The organism is Faecalibacterium sp. An77, from assembly GCF_002161315.1.
Lineage (GTDB): Bacteria > Bacillota > Clostridia > Oscillospirales > Ruminococcaceae > Faecalibacterium.
The window spans coordinates 17,759-36,802 of sequence record NZ_NFHK01000017.1 but is presented as its reverse complement, the minus strand read 5'-3'; the positions used below and the strand labels follow the sequence as shown (position 1 = coordinate 36,802).

The following is a 19,044-nucleotide window of genomic DNA, read 5'->3' as shown; positions in this document are numbered from 1 at the left end:
CGGCCCTTTTTACCCCTTTTCCGCCGCGCTGGCCAGCCGGTCCTCCACCCGGGCCAGCAGTTCCCGGGTGGCGTCGGCGTCCCCGGGGTAGGGCCAGGCATCCAGGTCCTTTTCCAGCCGGGCCCGGAGGCGGTCCGCCTCCTGGGTTTTGCCGGCGGCACGGGCCGCCGCATACTGCACCAGCACAATCCCCGGGTTGCCCTTCATCTGGCGGCAAAACGCCTTGATCTCGGAGCTGCCCAGAATGTCCAGCCCCTGTCTGGTACGGCCATCCATCAGGTCGAAAAGGCCCTGGTCTACCTGCAGCGCATACTGATGGACGGCGGCCAGTTTGCCGGTTTCTTTCAGCAGCTGTTCCCGCAGGGCGGAGGCCTCCTCATAGCGGCCCTGATCCACCAGCCGGCTGTACCGGTACACCCACACCGCCCCTTTCATGGGGTCGTCGGGGCCTGCATCCCCCGGCAGAATAAACCATTCTTCGGGGATATCCCGCAGCCGCCGGCCTTCCATCTGGGCCGCATTGATGGCCAGCTGAGCCCAGAAGGCCCGCCGGCTCACCGGGTCTTTTCCCAGATGCAGGGCGTTGTAGCCGTCGTTGGGCATCCCGCTGATCTTGAGGGGAATGCCGTTCACCAGGCCCAGATACAGCCCCGCCAGGCCAATCCCGATCCAGATGCAGGCCAGAGCCGGGCTGCTCCGGCGGAACAATACCACCAGCGCCCCGCACAGCAGCACCGACACAAAATTGATCAGCGGTCCGCCCAGATTGTAGGCGAACACCGGGAACCCTTCCTCCCGCCAGGGAGGCGGGGCGAGAAGGCACTGGCCGCCGGTGCCCGACAGGCGGTAGCGGCACCACTGGAACCGGCCGTCCCGGCGGATCAGCATGAGGCTGCCCACCCGGAAGGACACAAAGCCGTAGCCTGTGGCCAGACCGAACACCAGATGTCCGCCCTCATGGAGAATAATCTGGATGAAAAAGCCTGCCAGCAGACCCAGAATCAGGAAGGGCAGGGCGTCGGACGCCATCCCGATTTCGGCCGCCAGCGAGGCCCCCAGATAGCCCGCCGCCATGCCCAGCAGCAGGATCAGACCCCAGGTCAAAAGTTTGCCCAGGACATTCTTTTTGCTCTTTTTCACAGCGCGCCTCCCGTCGTTGGTTTGGATGCCCTCATGATACCGCACCCCGGGCCAAAAAGCAAGGCGGGGACTTTCCCAGGAAATTTTACACACCAGCGGGCCGGTTTGTGCTATACTGGACGGGACCCAATATCACGGAGGCACTCTATGCGTTTAAAGAAAATTCTGTTTATTACCACCGGCGGCACCATTGCCTGTGTGCGGACCCCGCAGGGCCTGCGGCCGGTGCTTTCCAGCGGGGAACTGCTGGCCCATCTTCCGGGTCTGGCCGAGCTGTGCCAGCCCGACACCCTGGCCTTGTGCAGCATCGACAGCACCGACATGAGCCCCGCCCACTGGCTGGACATGGCCCGGGCCATCGAAGAAAACTACGACCGCTACGACGGCTTCATCCTCTGCCACGGCACCGACACCCTGGCCTACACGGCGGCGGCGCTGAGCTATCTGGTCCAGAACGCGGCCAAGCCCATCATCCTCACCGGCTCCCAGCAGCCCATTTCCAACGAGATCACCGACGCCAAAAAGAACCTGCGGGACAGCGTCATCTGTGCGCTGGACCCCCGCAGCCACGGGGTGATGGTGGTGTTCGGGGGCCTGGTCATCGCCGGCACCCGGGCCAAGAAAAACAAGACCATCAGCTACGACGCCTTTGCGTCGGTGAATTTCCCCCATCTGGCCCAGGTCCAGGGGGACCGGCTGGTCCACTACATCCAGACCCCGCTGCCCGAAGGGCCGGTCCAGTTCAGCCACGCCCTGGACCAGCGGGTCTTTCTGCTGAAACTGACCCCCGGCATGCGGCCCGACCTGCTGCCGGCGATTTTTCAACTGTACGACTGCGTGATTGTGGAAAGCTTCGGCGCCGGCGGCATCCCGGAATCCCTGATGGAGGGCTTTGCCCGGGGTCTGGGCCGGTACGAGGACACCCACAAGGTGCTGATTATGACCACCCAGGTCACCTACGAGGGCAGCGACGTGGGCATCTACGAGGTGGGCCGCCGGGTCAAGGATCAGTTTGCCTTCCTGGAAGCCCACGACATGACCATCGAGGCCGTCATCACCAAGAGCATGTGGCTGCTGGCCCAGAAGTGCGACCACTTCCAGGAGCTGCAGGAAAAATTCTACCGCCAGATCAACTTCGACACCTTCTATCACTGATCGTCCGGGAGGGGGAAGGGCGCTATGTCTCCATTCTGGTACACCATCGACACCATGCTTCAGCTGCGGGGCGGGGATTACAAGTCCTTTGCCCTGTTCGGCCCGGTGCATCTCTTTTGGCTGGGGCTGTGCGCAGTTCTGTGCACGGCGGGCTTTTTCGGGTTCCGGCGGCTGGGGGACCGGGGACGGCGGCGGGTGCTGGCCGTTCTGACCCTTCTGCTGCTGGCCGACGAACTGCTGAAAGACGTTTCCGCTCTGGCCACCGGCCAGTTCGTCTGGCAGTTTCTGCCCTTTCACCTGTGCAGCATCAACCTGTTCATCTGTCTGTGGTACACCCTGCGGCCCAACCCCATCGCCGCCGAGGTGCTCTACGCCCTCTGTCTGCCGGGGGCGCTGGCGGCTCTGCTGTTTCCCTCCTGGCAGGCCCTGCCCCTGTGGAACGTGATGCATCTTCATTCCAGCACCGTCCACATCATGCTGGTATTGTATCCGGTTCTGCTGCTGGGAGGCGGGTTCCGGCCCAGCGTCCGGCGGCTGCCGGCGGTCTTTGGGGTGCTGGCGCTGGACACTGCCGCCGCGGCCCTCTGCAACCATTTCCTGGACACCAACTTTATGTTTCTGCGGGGTTCCTACGGCAACGCCGCTTTGAAGGTCATCGAACAGCTGTTCGGCCCCGCCTACATACTGGGCCTGCTGCTGATTGTCTTTGCGATCTGGGCGGTCCTGTACCTGCCCTGGACGGCGGCGGACCTGCTCCGCAAACGGCGGAAAAAAACCTGATTCTGCACGCAAAAAGCGCCCCGGGGCGCATCCGTTTGGGATGCCTCCGGGGCGCTGTGTTGTTTCAGAATGCGGATGGGGCAGGGGATCAGGATTTCAGGCCGTTGCGGCGGACCAGATCCCGGGTATAGAGGGCGCGGGTGGCGTTGAGGACGGCCAGCACCATGACGCCCACGTCGGCGAAGATGGCCAGCCACATCCCGGCCAGACCCAGAGCGCCCAGCAGCAGGCAGGCCGCCTTGACCGCCAGGGCAAAGACGATGTTCTGATAGACAATCCGCACGGTGCGGCGGGAGATGTCCATGGCCAGGGCGATGCGGGCGGGGTCGTCGTCCATCAGGACGATGTCCGCCGCCTCAATGGCGGCATCCGAGCCCAGAGCGCCCATGGCGATGCCCAGATCCGCCCGGGACAGCACCGGCGCGTCGTTGATGCCGTCGCCCACGAAAGCCAGATTCTCCCGGGGGCCTTTTTCGGCCAGAAGGGATTCCACCCGGTTGACCTTATCCTCGGGCAGCAGGCCCGCATGGTATTCGGTGATGCCCAGCTGATCCGCCACCGATTTGGCCACCGGCTCGGTATCGCCGGTGAGCATGACGGTGCAGCGGACGCCAGCCCGTTTCAGGCCCGCAATGGCTTTGGCGGCGGTGGGCTTGAGGACATCCGAAATCACCACCGCGCCGGCGTAAGCGCCATCAACGGCCAGGTAAATCACGGTGCCGGTCTGTTCCGGCGGGGTGGGGGTCAGGCCCAGTTTGGCCATCAGGCGGGCATTGCCCACCGCCACATTCCGGCCGTCCACCCGGGCGGTGATGCCATAGCCGCCCAGCTCCTCCACGTCCGACACACGGGCCGGGTCCAGCTCTCTGCCAAAGGCCTGTTTCAGGCTCTGGGAGATGGGGTGTTTGGAATAGCTCTCGGCCAGGGCGGCGGTCTCCAGCAGGGAATCCCGGTCCCCGCCGCCGGCAGGGTAGACCCCGGTGACCTCAAAGACGCCCCGGGTCAGGGTGCCGGTCTTGTCAAAGACCACGATTTTGGTGCGGGACAGCTCTTCCAGATAGGTGGAGCCCTTCACCAGGATGCCGCAGGTGCTGGCTCCGCCGATGCCCCCGAAAAAGCTCAGGGGAATCGAGATGACCAGGGCGCAGGGGCAGGAGATGACCAGGAAGGTGAGGGCCCGGTAGACCCAGTCCCCAAACCGGGCGGGCTGGCCCAGCAGCATCAGCACCAGAGGCGGCAGCACCGCCAGAGCCAGGGCGCTGTAGCAGACCGCCGGGGTATACACCCGGGCAAACCGGGTGATGAAGTTCTCGGTGCGGGCCTTCTTCATGCTGGAGTTTTCCACCAGGTCCAGAATCCGGGAGACAGTGGATTCCCCAAACTCCCGGGTGGTGCGGACCCGCAGCACGCCGCTGAGGTTGACACAGCCCGAAATCACATCATCCCCGGCCTTGGCGTCCCGGGGCAGGCTCTCGCCGGTGAGGGCCGCGGTGTTCAGGGTGGAGGTGCCCTCCACCACCACGCCGTCAATGGGCACCCGCTCGCCGGGCTGCACCACAATCACCGACCCAACCTCCACTTCGTCGGGGTCCACCTGTTCCAGGGAGCCGTCGGGCTGCTCCAGGTTGGCGTAGTCGGGCCGAATATCCATCAGGGCCGCAATGCTCCGGCGGCTCTTGCCCACGGCCACCGCCTGGAACAATTCGCCCACCTGATAGAACAGCATGACGGCGCAGCCTTCCATGTACTCCCCCAGGGCGAAGGCGCCCACGGTGGCCACTGCCATCAGGAAGCATTCGTCAAAGGGCTGGCGGTTCTGGATGCCCTTGATGGCCTTGCGCAGGACGTCCCCGCCCACCACCAGATAGGGAACCAGATACAGCACCCCCACCGGCACCGGCATCGCCGGCAGCAGCTGCAGCACAACCAGCAGCACCGCCGCTGCGATGATCCGGTACAGCATCTTCTTTTGCTTGGCGTTCATATCACAAAAGCCTCCTTTTGCAGGCTGTCCGGCCCTGTTTTTCCACACCATTTCGACACAGGGCGGCGTTTGTCCACAGATTCCACAGGTTTTCCCCAGAAATCTGTGGAACAAAAACCACTTTTTCTCGTTATTTTTGAACTTTTCCTCAAAAACCGTGGAAAAACCGGTGGAAAAAGTGGAAAACTGCCGCTTTTATCCCCCGGTTCTGTGGAAAACCGCTTCTCAGATCCCGAAGATCTCGCAGTCGCTCTCCACCTTTTTGCAGTTGGCCAGCACCTGGGGCATCACAGCCTTGGGGTCCTGGCCCTCCTCAAACTCCACGCTCATCTTGAGGGTCATGAAGTTGACGGTGGCGTTCTTGACGCCGGGGGTTTTCTGGGCGGCGGCCTCCATCTTGTTGGCGCAGTTGGCGCAGTCCACGTCGATCTTATAGGTCTTTTTCATGATGTACCAGTCCTTTCCATCCGCTTGGTGTCATTCTTCGATGTGCTCCATCCCGAGGGAGAGAATGCTCCGCACATGGTCGTCGTCCAGCGCGTAATAGACGGTCTTGCCCTCCCGGCGAAAGCGCACCAGCTTGGAGTCCTTCAGCACCCGCAGCTGATGGCTCACCGCCGACTGGCTCAGGGCCACCGCCGCGGCAATATCCTGCACGCACAGCTCCTGGTCGTGGAGCGCATACAGAATTTTGATCCGGGTCGAATCGCCGAACACCCGGAACAGGTCCGCCAGCTCGTACAGAATCTCGTCGTCCGGCATCCCCTCGGCTGTGGTCTTGGCCTGCTGTTCCATCTTGCATCCTCCTTTGTCCTTGATATATGAGCATCTGTTCATGTGTTCATTATAGCACCGCGCCGCGGGAAGTCAAGAGGGAAATGATAAAAAAATCACGTATGTTCTGACAAACTCCGCCCCGCCGGAAATTCCCTGGAAAAAACGGTCAAAAACAGGTGCGCCGTGGCCCAAAATGTGGTATTCTTAAGACAGACAAAAAATCAGGGCCGCAGCCCCAAAGGCCCGGCCCCTGCAAGGAGGAAATACATCATGTTGGAAGCTGGAATCCGCGGCCAGGCATCTGTGGCCGTCACCCCTGAAAACACCGCCCGCGCCATGGGCAGCGGGACCCTGGAGGTATTCGCCACCCCGGCCCTGGCGGCCCTGGCGGAAAAGACCTGCTGGGAGAGCGTAGCCTCCCAGCTGGACCCGGGCTGCGGCACGGTGGGCACCCAGCTGTCGCTGGAGCACACCGCCCCCACCCCGGTGGGAATGACCGTCACCTGTGAAAGCGAGCTGATCGCGGTGGACGGCCGGAAGCTGACCTTCTCGGTGACCATGCGGGACGAAAAGGGCCCGGTGGGCCACGGGGTGCATCAGCGGTTTGTCATCGACGACGCCAAGTTCTTCGCCAAGGCCCAGGCCAAGCGGGGCTGACCTTCAGCAGGGCGGCCCGGCCCGGCGGTCTTCGGGCGGGTCGTCGGGAAGTTCCAGCGGCGGCGGCTGGGCCGCCAGATAGGCCTCTTCGGCCCGGGCCTGGGCCTGCTGCAGCAGGCGGATGGCCGCCTCGCTGGCCCGGAACATTTCAAAGTAAAGCTCTCTGTAATCCGGCGCGGCAATACGCCCCCTTTCGGTGGATGTGAGGTCAGGGTGGATCTGAAAATACCTCCACACTGTCTCCTTCTGCCCCAAAGCGCATCTGCCGCGTTGCAGTCGCTTGCATTCCACAAAGGAGTGCGGCGCTCCTGCGCCTTGCAGCTGCATCTTTGGGGCGAACGGTCCAGCATAGATGCATTCTCAGATCCACCCTAGTCTGCCCGGCGCGCCGCCCCTTCATGCGGGCGGGGAGGTTTTCCCATCGGAAAGGAGGTTCCGTTTCACCATGAAAAAGGCATTTGCAGGACTGTTCGCCCTCTGCTTTCTGCTGCTGACCCTGGCCGCCGTGCCGGCTTCGGCTCAGCAGGGGACAGGGAAGATCTATCTCTACGGCGAAAACCACTCCACCCAGGCCCATCTGGATCAGGAGCTGGCCGCCTGGAAAGACTTTTATCACAACCAGGGGATGCGGGACCTGTTCATCGAGGTGCCCTCCTATACGGCCGCCTTTATGAATCTGTGGATCAAGGCGGAGGATGACGCCATCCTCACCCGCCTGTACGAGGACACCGAGGGAACCGCCGGCAACAGCCAGGCCACCTGGGATTTTTACCAGGCCATCAAGGCGGAATGCCCCGAGACGGTGTTCCACGGCTTTGACGTGGGCCACCAGTACGACACCACCGGCCGCCGGTATCTGATGGGCCTGATGCTCACCGGCCAGATGGGCTCGTCCGACTGGGACCTGACCCAGAAAATCATCGGCCAGGGCAAAACCTATTACCAGACCCTGGACGGCGCCTACCGGGAAAAACAGATGGTGCTCAACTTCAAGGAAGCCTTTGACGCCCTGCCCGCCGGCACCAGCGTCATGGTTATCACCGGGTCGGCCCATTCGGACATCTATCAGAACGATCTTTCCACCGGGACAGTGCCCTGTCTGGCCAACCAGCTGCGGCAGATCTACGGAGAAAACCTTCTGGCCCGGAATCTGACCGCCGGAGTGGACTACACCACCGCCGGCCTGACTTCCGCCGTCTCGCTGGGCGGGAAGGAGTATTCCGCCCTCTGTCTGGCGGTGCAGGACCTGTCCGGCCGGATGCCGCAGTACCAGTCCCGGACCTTCTGGCTGATTCAGGACGCCTATGAGGACGTTCAGGCCCTGCCCCTCATCGGAGATGTGCTGCCTTACAATAACTTCCCCTGGCCGGTCCAGCAGGGGGAGGTCTTTGCGGTGGATTATCTCCTGGCCGACGGGTCGGCCCAGCGGCATTTTTATCGGGCCGACGGCACTTCCTGGCAGGGTATGCCCACCACCGTGGGCTTTGCGGCGGGGTAAATATTCCGCCGGCGGTCATACTTTCCTCATGCAGGGTCTTTCCCTCCGGTCGAAAATATGATATACTGTCTTTAGATACGCTCAGAAAGGGGGCAAACCCATGCTGGAGGACGCGTTCCAGGCCGTCTATACCAAGTTCAAGCTTCACTTTTACCAAAAGGTATTTCATCGGTTCGCCACGCGGGAAGCCACGCTCACTACTGTGGAATCCTTCTGCATGGAGGGCATCATGGCCCTGGGCGAACCAACCATCGCCGAGTTTTCGCGCATGATGCAGATTTCCACCCCCAACGCCGCCTATAAGATCGGCAGCCTGGTCCGCAAGGGCTACGTGGAAAAGATCCAATCCACCACCGACCGGCGGGAGTATCATCTGCGCCCCACCCAGAAGTACATCGACTACTACAGCATCAGTTACTCCTACCTGCACACCGTCATCGAGCGGGTGCGGGAACGGTTCTCACCCGAAGATGTGGCCAAAATGGAAGAAATGCTGACCATCATCAACGATGAGCTGATGCCCGAGCTGCAGCTGCCCGCCACCAAGGCCGCCGCCCCCATCCGGCAGGCCAGGCCCGAGTCGCCCGCCGCTGCGCCCGATGCCGGTGCTGCACCGGAGTGCGCAGAATAACAGCCAACCCCACCCAAAACAGTACAACCGCCCCCGCTGTGCCTTATGGCAGCGGGGGCGGTTTGTGTTTTCATGCCGTTATTACAGGACCATGTAGAGGGTGCCTGCGGTGATGAGGATGCAGCCCACCAGGGACTTGGCGGTGAAGGGCTCGTGCAGAAACACAAAGGCCAGCACCAGGGTAATCACCACGCTGAGTTTGTCCACCGGCACCACCATGGACGCGTCGCCGATCTGGAGGGCATGGTAATAGCACAGCCAGGACGCGCCGGTGGCCAGTCCGGACAAAACCAGAAACATCCAGCTGCGGGGGCTGATGTCCTTCAGGCCGCCCTGGGTATTGGTGAGGAACACCATGCCCCAGGACATCACCAGCACCACGCCGGTGCGGACGGCGGTGGCCAGGGTGGAGTTCACCCCTTCGATGCCGACTTTTGCCAGGATGGAGGTCAGGGCCGCAAACACTGCCGACCCCAATGCGAAGAAAAACCACATGGAAAATGCCTTCTTTCTACGCCCATTATAAGCACATCCCGGGGCAAAGGGCAAGGGCTTTTCCCGATTTTTGCCCGGGCAGGGGGCCGTATGGTGAGCCAGTCACCAAACTCCCCGGCCGCCGGCCCCAAACCGCCCCTTTTTCCGGGGCGCCGGACGCCGGGCAGGGGAGAAAACAACCTTTTTTCGCCCGGGCGGTAAAAATCTGGGGAAAGGATTGACACCGGAAGGTATACATGGTATCCTGTCGGAGTACCTGTATTACAGGTAGACCGAGAAAAACCTGCATGCGGCGCCCGATGGTGGGCGGCTGTGCATCCATAGGAGGAGCCTTATGTCCATTTTCCAAAAACCTGACCGTCATCACGTCATCGTGACCGCCAGCGTGCTGGTCTGGATCTTCATTGTCAACGTGGCCGCCGTCGCCCTGGGCATTGCCGGCTGGCCCCTGTACTTCGTCACCATCTTCTTCTTCGCCCTGGGCGCAGACATGAAGAACATTCCCATGATTTTCGCCGGCGGCACCCTGGGTCTGGTGGCAGCGCTGGCCCTCTATGCCGGCACCTTCGGCCTGGCTCCCTACATGGGCCTGCTGGGTGCATTCGCCCTCAGCATCGGCGTCATCCTCACCGTCATCATCCTGGGCGGCACCGTCTGCCCCGTGGTCTGCAACAACGTGGCCTTTGCCTATCTGACGGTGGCCACCGTCAACTTTGAGGAGATCACCCCCGCCATCATCGGCTCCCAGCTGATCACCTTCTGGGTGGGCGGCGCCGTCATTCTGGGCGGTTCTCTGCTGTTCGCCTCCATCGGCAACAAGATCGCCGCCGCAGGCCACTCCGAAGCCAAAAAGTGAAAGCCGGATTGTAAAACCGCCGGCCGGATGCTACAATAAGAGTGTATTATGGAACAAAGGAGCATCCGACGATGGCGATTCAAAAAGTGGTAAAGAGCAGCGTCAGCCAGCAGGTTTTTGACCAGCTGCGCCAGCAGATTCTGTCCGGCAGCTGGAAACCCGGCGACAAACTGCCCTCCGAAAATGAACTGGCCGCCCAGTTCGGAGTAAGCCGGGTGACCGTCCGCAACGCGCTGCAGAAGCTCAGCGGTCTGGGCCTGCTGGAAACCCGCTTCGGCGAGGGCTCCTTTATCCGGGGTCCCGAGGCCGGGGCCGCCCTGAACCAGCTGGTGCCCATGCTGTATCTGGGCCGGGAAACCCTGAAGGACATCCTGACCTTCCGCCGGATGGTGGAGGGGCCCATCTGTGAGATCGCCTGCCGCCGGGCCACCGACGGCGAAATCGCCCAGCTGCGGGAGCTGCTGGACCAGATGGAGCGGTCCGAGGCGGATCTGGCCGCCTTTGCCCGGCTGGACAGCCGGTTCCACTGCATGCTGGCCCGGCTGACCCGCAGCAACATGATGCAGCAGATCTACCAGATCATCGACGACGCCATCCAGTCCTCCTACCGGCAGAACGCCCGGCGTCAGAGCGTGCCGGTGGCCCTCCACTGGTACCGGGAGATTCTGGCGGCCTTTGAGGCCCGGGATTCCGCCCGGGCCCGGGAAGCCATGGAGCAGTCTCTGGACCAGACCTTCTGGATTTCCACCGTCTATCAGAACGTCATCAACATGGAGTCCGCCTGGCCCCAGCGGGTGGCAGTCCGGTGGTACGACGAGGAAGCCGGTGGGGTCCGTGAGGTCACCTACCGGGACTATGCCGCCGACATCCGCCGGATGGTGGGTTATCTGCGGCGGAGCCTGCCCGACGTGCAGGGACGTCACATCGGCCTGCTGGCCCGCAGCGGCTACGCCTACGGGGTGGCCATCTTCGGGTGCATTCTGGCGGGGGCGGTGGCCGTCCCCCTGAACATCGAAAAGAACTGGGCCCAGCTGTCGGATGAGCTGGCCCGGGCCGACGTGGACTGCCTGCTGGCGGACGGCGTCTATTCCGACCGGGAGCCGGCCTTTGCAGACTATAAGGGCACGGTGCTGGACATCCATGCCTTTGCAGGCTGCACCGAACTGGCCGAGCTGACCGAATGCCCCGACCAGGACGCTCTGGCCCTGATCGTTTTCACTTCCGACACCACCGGCCGCAGCAAGGGGGTCATGCTGAGCCAGCGCAACCTCTTTGCCCCCATGCGGCTGTTTACCGAGCCTTTTGAGACCGTCCGGCACCAGTTTGGCCTGCCGGAGGATTACCAGTTCGCCGCTTTCAGCGTCCTGCCCCTGTTCCACATCGCGGCCCTCACCAGCCTGATTTCCTGGAGCATCAGCGGGAACGCGGTGCACTTCTGCACCGATCTGCGGCGCTTTTACCGGGACCTGGCCGCCATGCCCAGCGACGCCATGGCGGTGGTGCCCACCCTCCTGAAATCCATCCACCACGATGTGATGAAAGGGAAGCGGGCCCGCCTGGGCAAGCTGCGCCTGTTCACCTGCGGGGCCGCCATGTACGACCCCCAGATGCTGGCCGACCTCATCGCCCAGGGCTTTACCATCATCCAGACCTACGGCCTCACCGAGACGGTGGGGGACGGCGGCTGGAACAGCGCCCAGGACGCCGCCCATCTGTCCTCGGTGGGCCTGCGGGACCCGGACATGGAATACCGTCTGGAGGACGGCGAGCTGTGCATGAAGGGCGACGCCGTCATGCTGGGCTACTACAAAGACCCCGAGGGAACGGCGGCGGTGCTGCGGGACGGATGGTTCCACACCGGAGACCTGGCCCGCATCGACGCCGACGGCTATATCTACCTCACCGGGCGGAAAAACAGCCTGATGATTCTGCCCAGCGGGGAAAACGTCAGCCCCGAGGAGCTGGAAGCCCTGCTGAGCCGGAACCCCGCAGTGCGGGAGGTGCTGGTGGAGCAGAAGGACGGCAAAATCTGCGCCCGGATTTCCTGCCGGGAGGCCGTCCGGGACGAGGTGCGGGCCTTTGTGACCCAGACCAACCGGTCTCTGCCCCTCTACAAGCGGATTACGTCGGTGGAATTCACCGACCAGCCCCTTCCCCGCAACGCTCTGGGCAAGATGGTCCGGGGCTGAGGGATTTTCTGTTTGCGATTCACGATTCCTTTTTCGAACTCCTTTTTTGCTTTTTCGGCAAAGCAAAAATCGCCCCCGTCCGGCTGGCTGAGCGCCAGGTCCGGGCGGGGGCGATGCTATGTCTGGATGTCAGATCCGGTCAGATGGGGGAATCAGGCCTCGGTCTTCCACAGGCCGTGCAGATTGCAGTAGGCGTAAGCGGCCACAGCCTTGTCACCCTCGGCCAGGGTGAAGACGGCCTTGGGCTCGGCGTTGGCAGCCAGCTCCTTGCGCTGGACGCCCTGCTCGGTCTCCAGAACCACCCACTGGATCAGGTGAGCATCGGTCATGGGGTGTGCCACAGAGCCGACCACCACGGTGACGGTGCTGCCGTCCACGGTGACCACCGGCTTGTGCTTCTCACCGGCAGCGTCCACGGTGTTGGGGACCAGTTCCTTCATGGCCTCGCCGCAGCAGATCATGGGAACGCCCGAGCTGTGGACCATCTCGACCAGGTTGCCGCAGTGGCTGCAAACGTAGAACTTCAACTCTTTCATGGTAGTCTCTCCTTTTTGGTTTGTCTTTGTTGTATCGTGGGGGCCGCACGGCGCGGCCGTTTCGTTTGGTTTTTGGTTTCGAAGCATCTCGCTTTCGATGGTCCTAGTATACCCGATTTTCTGCCGTTTGTCTGTGACTGCATCACTTTTCAGGAATTATTCCTGAATCAGTCCGAAATGCACCGCAGCCTTCCAGATGCCGTCCCGGTCCACCGTATCGGTGACGTAGTCGGCGGCCGCCTGGACGGTGGGGGAGGCGTTGCCCATGGCCACGCCGGTACCAGCGGCCCGCAGCATCTCAATGTCGTTGCCGCCGTCTCCAAAGGCGATGCACTGGTCGGCGGTGAGGCCGTGGCGGGCCATCATCCGGGCCAGGCCCTCGGCCTTTCCGCCGTCGGCGGGGATCACATCCGCAAAAACCGGGTTCCACCGCACCGCCCGATAGCCCGGCACCGCCTCGGCAAAGGGGGCGTCCATCTCGGGGGGCATGTACAGATTCAGCTGATAGGTGGTATGGGTCAGAGCCCGGGCCGGGTCGCCCACCGGGTGCCGGGGCGGGTTCAGATGGGCGTCCTCGCACCGTTTCTCCACCAGATCCGCCGGGCGGTTCAGGTAGACGTATTCGTCCTCGCAGAAGGCGCAGAGGGTGTCGGGGTGAGCTTCCAGCCACCGCAGCAGGGCAGGCACCGACTCCTTGGGCAGGGCCTGGATGTAGAAGGGGTTCAGGTCCCCGTCGGTGCAGCACTGGCCGTTGGTCAGCACATAGCCGTCAAAGGGCACACCCAGGGTCTCCTCCATCCCTTTCATGTAGAAGGGAGGCCGCCCGCTGGCAATGAACAGCTTGATGCCGGCGGCCTTCATCTCCTTCAGGGCCCGCAGGGTGGAAGGGGGCACCTGATGGGTGGCAAAACTCAGCAGGGTGCCGTCAATATCGAAAAATGCAGCGCGAATATTCCCCATTGTATTACAGTTCACCTGCCTTGAGCTTGTCCAGCACCTCGCAGAGGCTGTCGCACTTCATGGTGTAGAGGCTCTGCATCTCCTGGTCGGCGGGCATCAGGTCGGGGACCATGACGGTGACAAAGCCGCCGGCTGCGCCGGCCCGGACTCCGTTGTGGCTGTCCTCCAGCACCAGGCAGGAGGCCGGCTCCACACCCAGAGCTTTGGCTCCCAGCAGGAAGGCCTCGGGGTCGGGCTTGGAGCGGGTGACCATCTCTCCCGACACCAGAGCCCGGAACCGGGACGTCAGATTCCAGTTGTCCAGGTTCCGGCGGATGACGTCCGCCCCGCTGGAGGACACCACGGCCATGGGAATCCCCTGGGCGTCCAGCCAGTCCATCAGCTCATCCAGGCCCGGCTTCTTGGGCACCGGCGCCAGGAATTTCTCGTGGGCGATCCGGTCAAAGGTCTGGATGATGGCCTCGGCGGGGCAGTCGGGGCCGTAATAGCTCCGCAGCACCGCCCGCAGGTTTTCCCCTGCGGCGCCCCGGGCCGCCTGATCCAGGCCGGTTTTGAAGGGCAGGCCGAACACTTCCAGCGCCGGCGCCCAGGACTCGCCCCACAGCGGTTCGGTGTCGAACATCAGGCCGTCCATATCGAAAAGAACACCTTGTATCATACAGTCATCCTTTGTTGTCTGTTGCGTGGAACAGCTTTTGCCCCGGGCCGCCTCACCGGCGGGACGGGACGGCGTTTTGGCCGCAGCTGCGCGAAATGAGGCCCTGGAAGCCGCTTTGCAGCAGCCCCGAAACCCAGTGCTATTATAGCACAATCCAGCGCAACTTACAGCACCCTAAGATGAAAATATATGCCGTCCCTCTTGTAAATTTTTCACTTGTTATTATAATAAGAACTAACATTTGGCGAAAGCGGCAAGGGCGGTGGGCCCGGGCGCGTTTCGTGCAAGAGTGAGAAAAGAGGGAACATCATGTTGGATATCAAAATCACCCGTACCGCCTCTCCTAAGGCCAAGCCGCAGGATGAGTCGAAGCTGGGCTTCGGCAAGATCTTCAGTGATCATATGTTTGTGATGGACTACACCGCCGGTCAGGGCTGGCACGACGCGCGGATCGTGCCCTATGGTCCCTTCCAGATCGACCCTGCCACCACCGTCCTGCACTACGCCCAGGAGATTTTTGAGGGCATGAAGGCCTACCGCACCGCCGACGGCACCATTCAGCTGTTCCGCCCCGACTGCAACGCCAAGCGGATGCAGGATTCGGCCGACCGTCTGTGCATCCCCACCATCCCCGAGGAGGACTACATCCAGGCTGTCAAGGCCATCGTGGATGTGGACCGCGACTGGGTGCCCCATGCCGACGGCGCTTCCCTGTATATCCGTCCCTTTGTCTTTGCCACCGACGTGGGCCTGGGCGTCCACGCTTCCCATCACTACACCTTCTGCATCATCTGCTCTCCCTCCGGCGCCTACTACGCCGAGGGCATCAACCCGGTGCGGATTTACGTGGAGGATGACTACATCCGCGCCGCACCCGGCCTGACCGGCTTCACCAAGTGCGGCGGCAACTACGCCGCCTCCATCAAGGCCGGCGAGCTGGCCGAGGAGCAGGGCTATGCCCAGGTTCTGTGGCTGGACGGCGTCGAGAAGAAGTACGTCGAGGAAGTCGGCAGCATGAACATCATGTTCAAGATCGACGGCAAGGTCTACACCGCCGCCACCGTGGGCACCGTTCTGCCCGGCGTCACCCGCCGCAGCTGCATCGAGCTGCTGAAGGACTGGGGCTATGAGGTCATCGAGGGCAAGCTGGCCATCGCCGACGTCATGAAGGCCGCCCAGGAGGGCAAGCTGGAGGAAGTCTTCGGCACCGGCACCGCCGCTGTGGTTTCTCCCGTCAAGGAACTGGTCTGGAAGGGCGAGCACGCCTACATCGGCGACGGCAAGATCGGCCCCGTCACCCAGAAACTGTACGACACCATGACCGGTATGCAGTGGGGCCGCCTGCCCGACACCAAGGGCTGGATCGTCCCCGTGGAAAAGGTCTACTAAGCGCAGTCTGCTGATAGAAAGAACTCCCGCCCCGCAAGTCCGGCGGGAGTTTGGCGTGTCGGGGGCCGACACGCCCTGAGGGGAACCCGCTCCGGCGTGCATTCGCACGACCGTCCCGCTTTCCCCCCAGTACCCCCCTTTCCGACAAAATGTCCCGGCCAAGCCCGCACCCGCCCTGCGGCGGGCACAGCTTGGCCGTAACATTTCCCGGTCGGTGTCCGGCCTGTACGCACATGTCATCAAGGCCGGACCGATTTTAAAAGGCTGCCGCCGGTTTCTACTCCCGCCCCGCAAGTCCGGCGGGAGTTTTTTGGTGCAGAAAGCCTTTACTACTTCGCTTTACTGTGATAAACTATATGTACACGCCCGCGGCCGGAGGCCGGGGCGTGGGGAAGGGCCGCAGCGGCTTCTGACGGATGCAGCGGCCCGCCCAGAGAGGAATGAACCATGGTCAGAAAATGGAGCGTGCCTTATCCCGCCGTCAACGGGGAGGAAGAACGTGCCGCCTATCTCTATCTGCCGGTGGACTATGACCGGGAGCCGGACCGCCGGTATCCGGTGCTGTATATGTTCGACGGGCAGAATGTCTTTTGGGATTCCGACGCCACCTACGGCAAGAGCTGGGGGATGGAGCGGTTTCTGGACGAAAACCGGGTGCCCCTGATTGTGGCGGCCCTGGAGTGCAACACCGGGGAACACTACGAGCGCCTGGACGAATATTCCCCCTATCGCTTTGAGGAAAAGGAGCTAGGCCGGTTTGAGGGCCACGGGGATGACACCATGGGGTGGTTCATCCAGGAATTCAAGGCCTTTGTGGACAGCGAATGCCGCACCCTGCCCGACCGGGAACACACCTTCATCGCAGGCAGTTCCATGGGCGGTCTCATGAGCCTGTACGCCCTGTTCAAGTACAACGACGTGTACAGCCGGGCGGCGGCCCTGTCGCCCTCCATCTGGGTGGCGCCCGACAAGCTCAAGGCCCTGGTGACCCGGGCCAAGATCCAGCCCGACACCATCCTGTATATGGACTACGGCTCGGAGGAAATGGGAAATCATAAGACCATGCGGCGGGACTTTGGTTCCTTTGGCACCAAGGTCATGAACCGCGGGGTGCATCTGACCCAGCGGATTGTGCCGGGCGGCACCCACAGCGAAGCCAGTTGGGAGCGGCAGCTCCCCTTCGTGATGGAGACCCTGTTCTACGGTCTCGACGTCTAAGGAGGCAGCAATGGAGACGCAATATTTCAAGGAATACAGCCCCGCCCTGGGGCGGGAGATGGAGTGCAAGCTGTACGGCCATGCCGGGCGGCCCATGCTGTTCATCCCCTGCCAGGACGGGCGGTTCTTCGACTTTGAGAATTACCACATGGCCGGCACCCTGGCCCCCTGGATTGAGTCGGGCCAGCTGATGGTCCTGTCCATCGACACCATGGACAAGGAGACCTGGTCGGACAAGACCGGGGACCCCTATTGGCGGATTCGCCGCTACGAGCAGTGGCTGGACTACATCGTCCAGGAGGCCTGCCCCATGCTGCAGCGGATCGCCTGCGAGCGAAACGGCTGGGACAGCCTGCCCGGCATCATCCCCTTCGGGTGCAGCCTGGGCGCCACCCACGTCCTCAACCTCTACCTGCGCCACCCCGACCTGTTCGACGGGTGCCTGGCCCTCAGCGGCATCTACACCGCCAGCTACGGCTTCGACGGGTATATGGACGACGTGGTCTACCGCAACTCGCCGGTGGACTACATGGCCAATTTCCCCACCGATCACCCCTTCATGGACTATTACCGCTCCAAAAAGGCGGTGGTCTGCTGCGGCCAGGGCGACTGGGAGCAGCCCGCCACCACCTGGCGGATGAAGGAGATCTTCGAGCAGAAGGGCATCCCCGTCTGGGTGGACATCTGGGGCAGCGACGTCTGCCACGACTGGCCCTGGTGGTACAAGCAGGTGATCTACTACATGCCCCATCTGCTGGGCTGACGGACCGGCTGGTCCGGCGGCACGGGCTGCGGCGCCCGGCCGTTTCCGTCCCTGGCGGGAACGGTATTTTCCGACATCGCCCCCGGCCGGGGTCCGGCCGTTCTGAACTGTGAAAAGAGGAATCCATATGAAAAATTTCATCTTCATTTCCCCCAATTTCCCCACCAATTACTGGCAGTTCTGCCATGAGCTGCAGAACAACGGGATGAACGTTCTGGGCATCGGCGACCAGCCCTACGACGAACTGATGCCCGAGCTGAAGGAGAGCCTGAACGAGTACTACAAAGTGGGCAGCCTGGAGAACTACGACGAGGTGTACCGCGCCGTGGCCTTCTTTGCCTTCAAGTACGGCAAGATTGACTGGCTGGAGTCCAACAACGAGTACTGGCTGGAGCAGGATGCCCGGCTGCGCACCGACTTCAACATCAATACCGGCTTCCATCTGGAGGACATTCCCCGCATCAAGTACAAGAGCAAGATGAAGCCCTTCTACCAGAAGGCCGGCATCACCACCGCCCGGTATCACATGGTGGACAACTTTGAGAGCTGCCGCAAGTTCATCGACGAGGTGGGCTATCCTGTGGTGGTCAAGCCGGACAACGGCGTGGGCGCTTCCGACACCTACAAGCTGTCCTCCGACCGGGAACTGCAGGAGTTCCTGGCCTACAAGTACGCCGCCCATCCCTTTGCACCCTATATCATGGAGGAGTTTGTCCACGCCGAGGTGAACAGCTACGACGCCATCATCGACGCCCACGGCAATCCCATCTTTGAGGCGGGCAACGTGACCCCCATGTCCATCATGGACATCGTCAACAACAACGACAACTCCATCTACTACATTGTGAAGGACCTGCCTGACGACACCCGCGCCGCCGGCCGGGCCGCGGTCAAGAGCTTCGGCGTCAAGAGCCGGTTTGTCCACTTTGAGTTCTTCCGCATGACCGAGGACCAGGCCAGCATGGGCGAAAAGGGCAAGATTGTGGCCCTGGAGGTCAACATGCGGCCCTGCGGCGGCTTTACCCCCGACATGATCAACTTTGCCCGGTCCACCAACGTCTACAAGATCTGGGCGGATATGGTGGCCTTCGGCGGCACCGACATGCCGGTGGGCCAGCACTTCTACTGCGCCTACGCCGGCCGCCGGGACGGCAAGCCCTTTGCCCTGAGCCACGAGCAGATCATGCAGCGCTATCAGAATAACATGCGGATGGTGGACCGCATTCCCGCCGCGCTGGCCGACGCCATGGGCAACCAGATGTATGTGGCCACCTTCTCCACCGAGGAGGAAATGAACCAGTTCTACAAGGACGTTCTGGCCACCGAATAACGCTTTTCCCGTCTTTCATCCCCGACCC

General features: G+C 62.4%; 20 protein-coding genes. 11 read left to right on the top strand and 9 right to left on the bottom strand.

What is annotated here, in order from left to right:
• Positions 1-9: 9 nt before the first annotated feature.
• Positions 10-1,140 (bottom strand): hypothetical protein, encoded by a 1,131-nt coding sequence (locus B5G28_RS07595; RefSeq protein WP_087247487.1) that lies wholly within the window; start codon positions 1,138-1,140, stop codon positions 10-12.
• A gap of 147 nt (positions 1,141-1,287) precedes the next feature.
• Between B5G28_RS07595 and B5G28_RS07590 the strand changes: the two genes are divergently transcribed.
• Positions 1,288-2,295, top strand: coding sequence for an asparaginase (locus tag B5G28_RS07590; RefSeq protein WP_087247485.1), 1,008 nt, complete (start codon positions 1,288-1,290; stop codon positions 2,293-2,295).
• A 24-nt stretch (positions 2,296-2,319) separates the two neighbouring features.
• On the top strand, positions 2,320-3,075 hold the full coding sequence (locus B5G28_RS07585) for a TIGR02206 family membrane protein (RefSeq protein ID WP_087247483.1): 756 nt from the start codon (positions 2,320-2,322) through the stop codon (positions 3,073-3,075).
• An 88-nt stretch (positions 3,076-3,163) separates the two neighbouring features.
• Here B5G28_RS07585 and B5G28_RS07580 read toward each other — a convergent pair whose 3' ends face one another.
• The 3 genes from B5G28_RS07580 to B5G28_RS07570 form a co-directional block, all read right to left on the bottom strand.
• Entirely contained in the window at positions 3,164-5,059 is a 1,896-nt protein-coding gene (locus tag B5G28_RS07580; protein ID WP_087247481.1) for a heavy metal translocating P-type ATPase, read from the bottom strand.
• Positions 5,060-5,284: 225 nt separating this feature from the next.
• Positions 5,285-5,506: a cation transporter gene (locus B5G28_RS07575; RefSeq protein WP_087247479.1), complete on the bottom strand. Its 222-nt coding sequence runs from the start codon at positions 5,504-5,506 to the stop codon at positions 5,285-5,287.
• A 30-nt stretch (positions 5,507-5,536) separates the two neighbouring features.
• Complete coding sequence (locus B5G28_RS07570; RefSeq protein ID WP_087247477.1) at positions 5,537-5,854, bottom strand: metalloregulator ArsR/SmtB family transcription factor; 318 nt, start codon at positions 5,852-5,854, stop codon at positions 5,537-5,539.
• Positions 5,855-6,106: 252 nt separating this feature from the next.
• On the opposite strand from B5G28_RS07570, the gene B5G28_RS07565 reads away from it, so the two are divergent.
• A complete protein-coding gene (locus tag B5G28_RS07565) occupies positions 6,107-6,493 on the top strand; it encodes a thioesterase family protein (RefSeq protein ID WP_087247475.1) in 387 nt (128 codons plus the stop codon).
• A 3-nt stretch (positions 6,494-6,496) separates the two neighbouring features.
• Here B5G28_RS07565 and B5G28_RS14680 read toward each other — a convergent pair whose 3' ends face one another.
• Positions 6,497-6,640 carry a hypothetical protein gene (locus B5G28_RS14680; RefSeq protein ID WP_158098195.1) on the bottom strand — a complete coding sequence of 48 codons (144 nt, stop codon included), beginning with the start codon at positions 6,638-6,640 and terminating at the stop codon, positions 6,497-6,499.
• A 298-nt stretch (positions 6,641-6,938) separates the two neighbouring features.
• Between B5G28_RS14680 and B5G28_RS07560 the strand changes: the two genes are divergently transcribed.
• Both B5G28_RS07560 and B5G28_RS07555 read left to right on the top strand, forming a co-directional pair.
• Positions 6,939-7,991, top strand: a complete 1,053-nt coding sequence (locus tag B5G28_RS07560) for a hypothetical protein (protein ID WP_087247473.1) — start codon at positions 6,939-6,941, stop codon at positions 7,989-7,991.
• A 100-nt stretch (positions 7,992-8,091) separates the two neighbouring features.
• Positions 8,092-8,622: a MarR family transcriptional regulator gene (locus B5G28_RS07555; RefSeq protein ID WP_087247471.1), complete on the top strand. Its 531-nt coding sequence runs from the start codon at positions 8,092-8,094 to the stop codon at positions 8,620-8,622.
• 81 nt (positions 8,623-8,703) lie between these two features.
• Here B5G28_RS07555 and B5G28_RS07550 read toward each other — a convergent pair whose 3' ends face one another.
• Positions 8,704-9,117 (bottom strand): EamA family transporter, encoded by a 414-nt coding sequence (locus B5G28_RS07550; protein WP_087247469.1) that lies wholly within the window; start codon positions 9,115-9,117, stop codon positions 8,704-8,706.
• Positions 9,118-9,451: 334 nt separating this feature from the next.
• Here B5G28_RS07550 and B5G28_RS07545 point away from each other — a divergent pair, with 334 nt between their 5' ends.
• Positions 9,452-9,973: a hypothetical protein gene (locus tag B5G28_RS07545; protein ID WP_087247467.1), complete on the top strand. Its 522-nt coding sequence runs from the start codon at positions 9,452-9,454 to the stop codon at positions 9,971-9,973.
• A 71-nt stretch (positions 9,974-10,044) separates the two neighbouring features.
• A complete protein-coding gene (locus B5G28_RS07540; RefSeq protein WP_087247465.1) occupies positions 10,045-12,162 on the top strand; it encodes an AMP-binding protein in 2,118 nt (705 codons plus the stop codon).
• Positions 12,163-12,314: 152 nt separating this feature from the next.
• Here the strand turns inward: B5G28_RS07540 and B5G28_RS07535 are convergent, their stop codons facing one another.
• The 3 genes from B5G28_RS07535 to B5G28_RS07525 all read right to left on the bottom strand — a co-directional run bounded on the left by B5G28_RS07535 (position 12,315) and on the right by B5G28_RS07525 (position 14,316).
• Positions 12,315-12,698 carry a desulfoferrodoxin family protein gene (locus B5G28_RS07535; RefSeq protein WP_343215546.1) on the bottom strand — a complete coding sequence of 128 codons (384 nt, stop codon included), beginning with the start codon at positions 12,696-12,698 and terminating at the stop codon, positions 12,315-12,317.
• 156 nt (positions 12,699-12,854) lie between these two features.
• Positions 12,855-13,658: a Cof-type HAD-IIB family hydrolase gene (locus B5G28_RS07530; protein WP_087247463.1), complete on the bottom strand. Its 804-nt coding sequence runs from the start codon at positions 13,656-13,658 to the stop codon at positions 12,855-12,857.
• Between the two features lie 4 nt (positions 13,659-13,662).
• Positions 13,663-14,316 (bottom strand): HAD family phosphatase, encoded by a 654-nt coding sequence (locus B5G28_RS07525; protein WP_087247460.1) that lies wholly within the window; start codon positions 14,314-14,316, stop codon positions 13,663-13,665.
• Positions 14,317-14,625: 309 nt separating this feature from the next.
• On the opposite strand from B5G28_RS07525, the gene B5G28_RS07520 reads away from it, so the two are divergent.
• From B5G28_RS07520 to B5G28_RS07505, 4 genes are all read left to right on the top strand, one after another.
• Entirely contained in the window at positions 14,626-15,705 is a 1,080-nt protein-coding gene (locus B5G28_RS07520) for a branched-chain amino acid aminotransferase (RefSeq protein ID WP_087247458.1), read from the top strand.
• Positions 15,706-16,152: 447 nt separating this feature from the next.
• Positions 16,153-16,923 carry an alpha/beta hydrolase-fold protein gene (locus B5G28_RS07515; RefSeq protein WP_087247456.1) on the top strand — a complete coding sequence of 257 codons (771 nt, stop codon included), beginning with the start codon at positions 16,153-16,155 and terminating at the stop codon, positions 16,921-16,923.
• Positions 16,924-16,933: 10 nt separating this feature from the next.
• Positions 16,934-17,686: an alpha/beta hydrolase-fold protein gene (locus B5G28_RS07510; protein WP_087247454.1), complete on the top strand. Its 753-nt coding sequence runs from the start codon at positions 16,934-16,936 to the stop codon at positions 17,684-17,686.
• 127 nt (positions 17,687-17,813) lie between these two features.
• On the top strand, positions 17,814-19,016 hold the full coding sequence (locus tag B5G28_RS07505) for an ATP-grasp domain-containing protein (RefSeq protein ID WP_087247452.1): 1,203 nt from the start codon (positions 17,814-17,816) through the stop codon (positions 19,014-19,016).
• The last annotated feature ends 28 nt before the right edge of the window (positions 19,017-19,044 follow it).

What these genes read in the sequence shown, in the direction of transcription:
- B5G28_RS07590 (WP_087247485.1), top strand. Translation starts at nt 1,288, where the DNA reads ATGCGTTTAAAGAAAATTCTGTTTATTACCACCGGCGGCACCATTGCC.
- B5G28_RS07585 (WP_087247483.1), top strand. Translation starts at nt 2,320, where the DNA reads ATGTCTCCATTCTGGTACACCATCGACACCATGCTTCAGCTGCGGGGC.
- B5G28_RS07580 (WP_087247481.1), bottom strand. Translation starts at nt 5,059, where the DNA reads ATGAACGCCAAGCAAAAGAAGATGCTGTACCGGATCATCGCAGCGGCG.
- B5G28_RS07575 (WP_087247479.1), bottom strand. Translation starts at nt 5,506, where the DNA reads ATGAAAAAGACCTATAAGATCGACGTGGACTGCGCCAACTGCGCCAAC.
- B5G28_RS07570 (WP_087247477.1), bottom strand. Translation starts at nt 5,854, where the DNA reads ATGGAACAGCAGGCCAAGACCACAGCCGAGGGGATGCCGGACGACGAG.
- B5G28_RS07565 (WP_087247475.1), top strand. Translation starts at nt 6,107, where the DNA reads ATGTTGGAAGCTGGAATCCGCGGCCAGGCATCTGTGGCCGTCACCCCT.
- B5G28_RS14680 (WP_158098195.1), bottom strand. Translation starts at nt 6,640, where the DNA reads ATGTTCCGGGCCAGCGAGGCGGCCATCCGCCTGCTGCAGCAGGCCCAG.
- B5G28_RS07560 (WP_087247473.1), top strand. Translation starts at nt 6,939, where the DNA reads ATGAAAAAGGCATTTGCAGGACTGTTCGCCCTCTGCTTTCTGCTGCTG.
- B5G28_RS07555 (WP_087247471.1), top strand. Translation starts at nt 8,092, where the DNA reads ATGCTGGAGGACGCGTTCCAGGCCGTCTATACCAAGTTCAAGCTTCAC.
- B5G28_RS07550 (WP_087247469.1), bottom strand. Translation starts at nt 9,117, where the DNA reads ATGTGGTTTTTCTTCGCATTGGGGTCGGCAGTGTTTGCGGCCCTGACC.
- B5G28_RS07545 (WP_087247467.1), top strand. Translation starts at nt 9,452, where the DNA reads ATGTCCATTTTCCAAAAACCTGACCGTCATCACGTCATCGTGACCGCC.
- B5G28_RS07540 (WP_087247465.1), top strand. Translation starts at nt 10,045, where the DNA reads ATGGCGATTCAAAAAGTGGTAAAGAGCAGCGTCAGCCAGCAGGTTTTT.
- B5G28_RS07535 (WP_343215546.1), bottom strand. Translation starts at nt 12,698, where the DNA reads ATGAAAGAGTTGAAGTTCTACGTTTGCAGCCACTGCGGCAACCTGGTC.
- B5G28_RS07530 (WP_087247463.1), bottom strand. Translation starts at nt 13,658, where the DNA reads ATGGGGAATATTCGCGCTGCATTTTTCGATATTGACGGCACCCTGCTG.
- B5G28_RS07525 (WP_087247460.1), bottom strand. Translation starts at nt 14,316, where the DNA reads ATGATACAAGGTGTTCTTTTCGATATGGACGGCCTGATGTTCGACACC.
- B5G28_RS07520 (WP_087247458.1), top strand. Translation starts at nt 14,626, where the DNA reads ATGTTGGATATCAAAATCACCCGTACCGCCTCTCCTAAGGCCAAGCCG.
- B5G28_RS07515 (WP_087247456.1), top strand. Translation starts at nt 16,153, where the DNA reads ATGGTCAGAAAATGGAGCGTGCCTTATCCCGCCGTCAACGGGGAGGAA.
- B5G28_RS07510 (WP_087247454.1), top strand. Translation starts at nt 16,934, where the DNA reads ATGGAGACGCAATATTTCAAGGAATACAGCCCCGCCCTGGGGCGGGAG.
- B5G28_RS07505 (WP_087247452.1), top strand. Translation starts at nt 17,814, where the DNA reads ATGAAAAATTTCATCTTCATTTCCCCCAATTTCCCCACCAATTACTGG.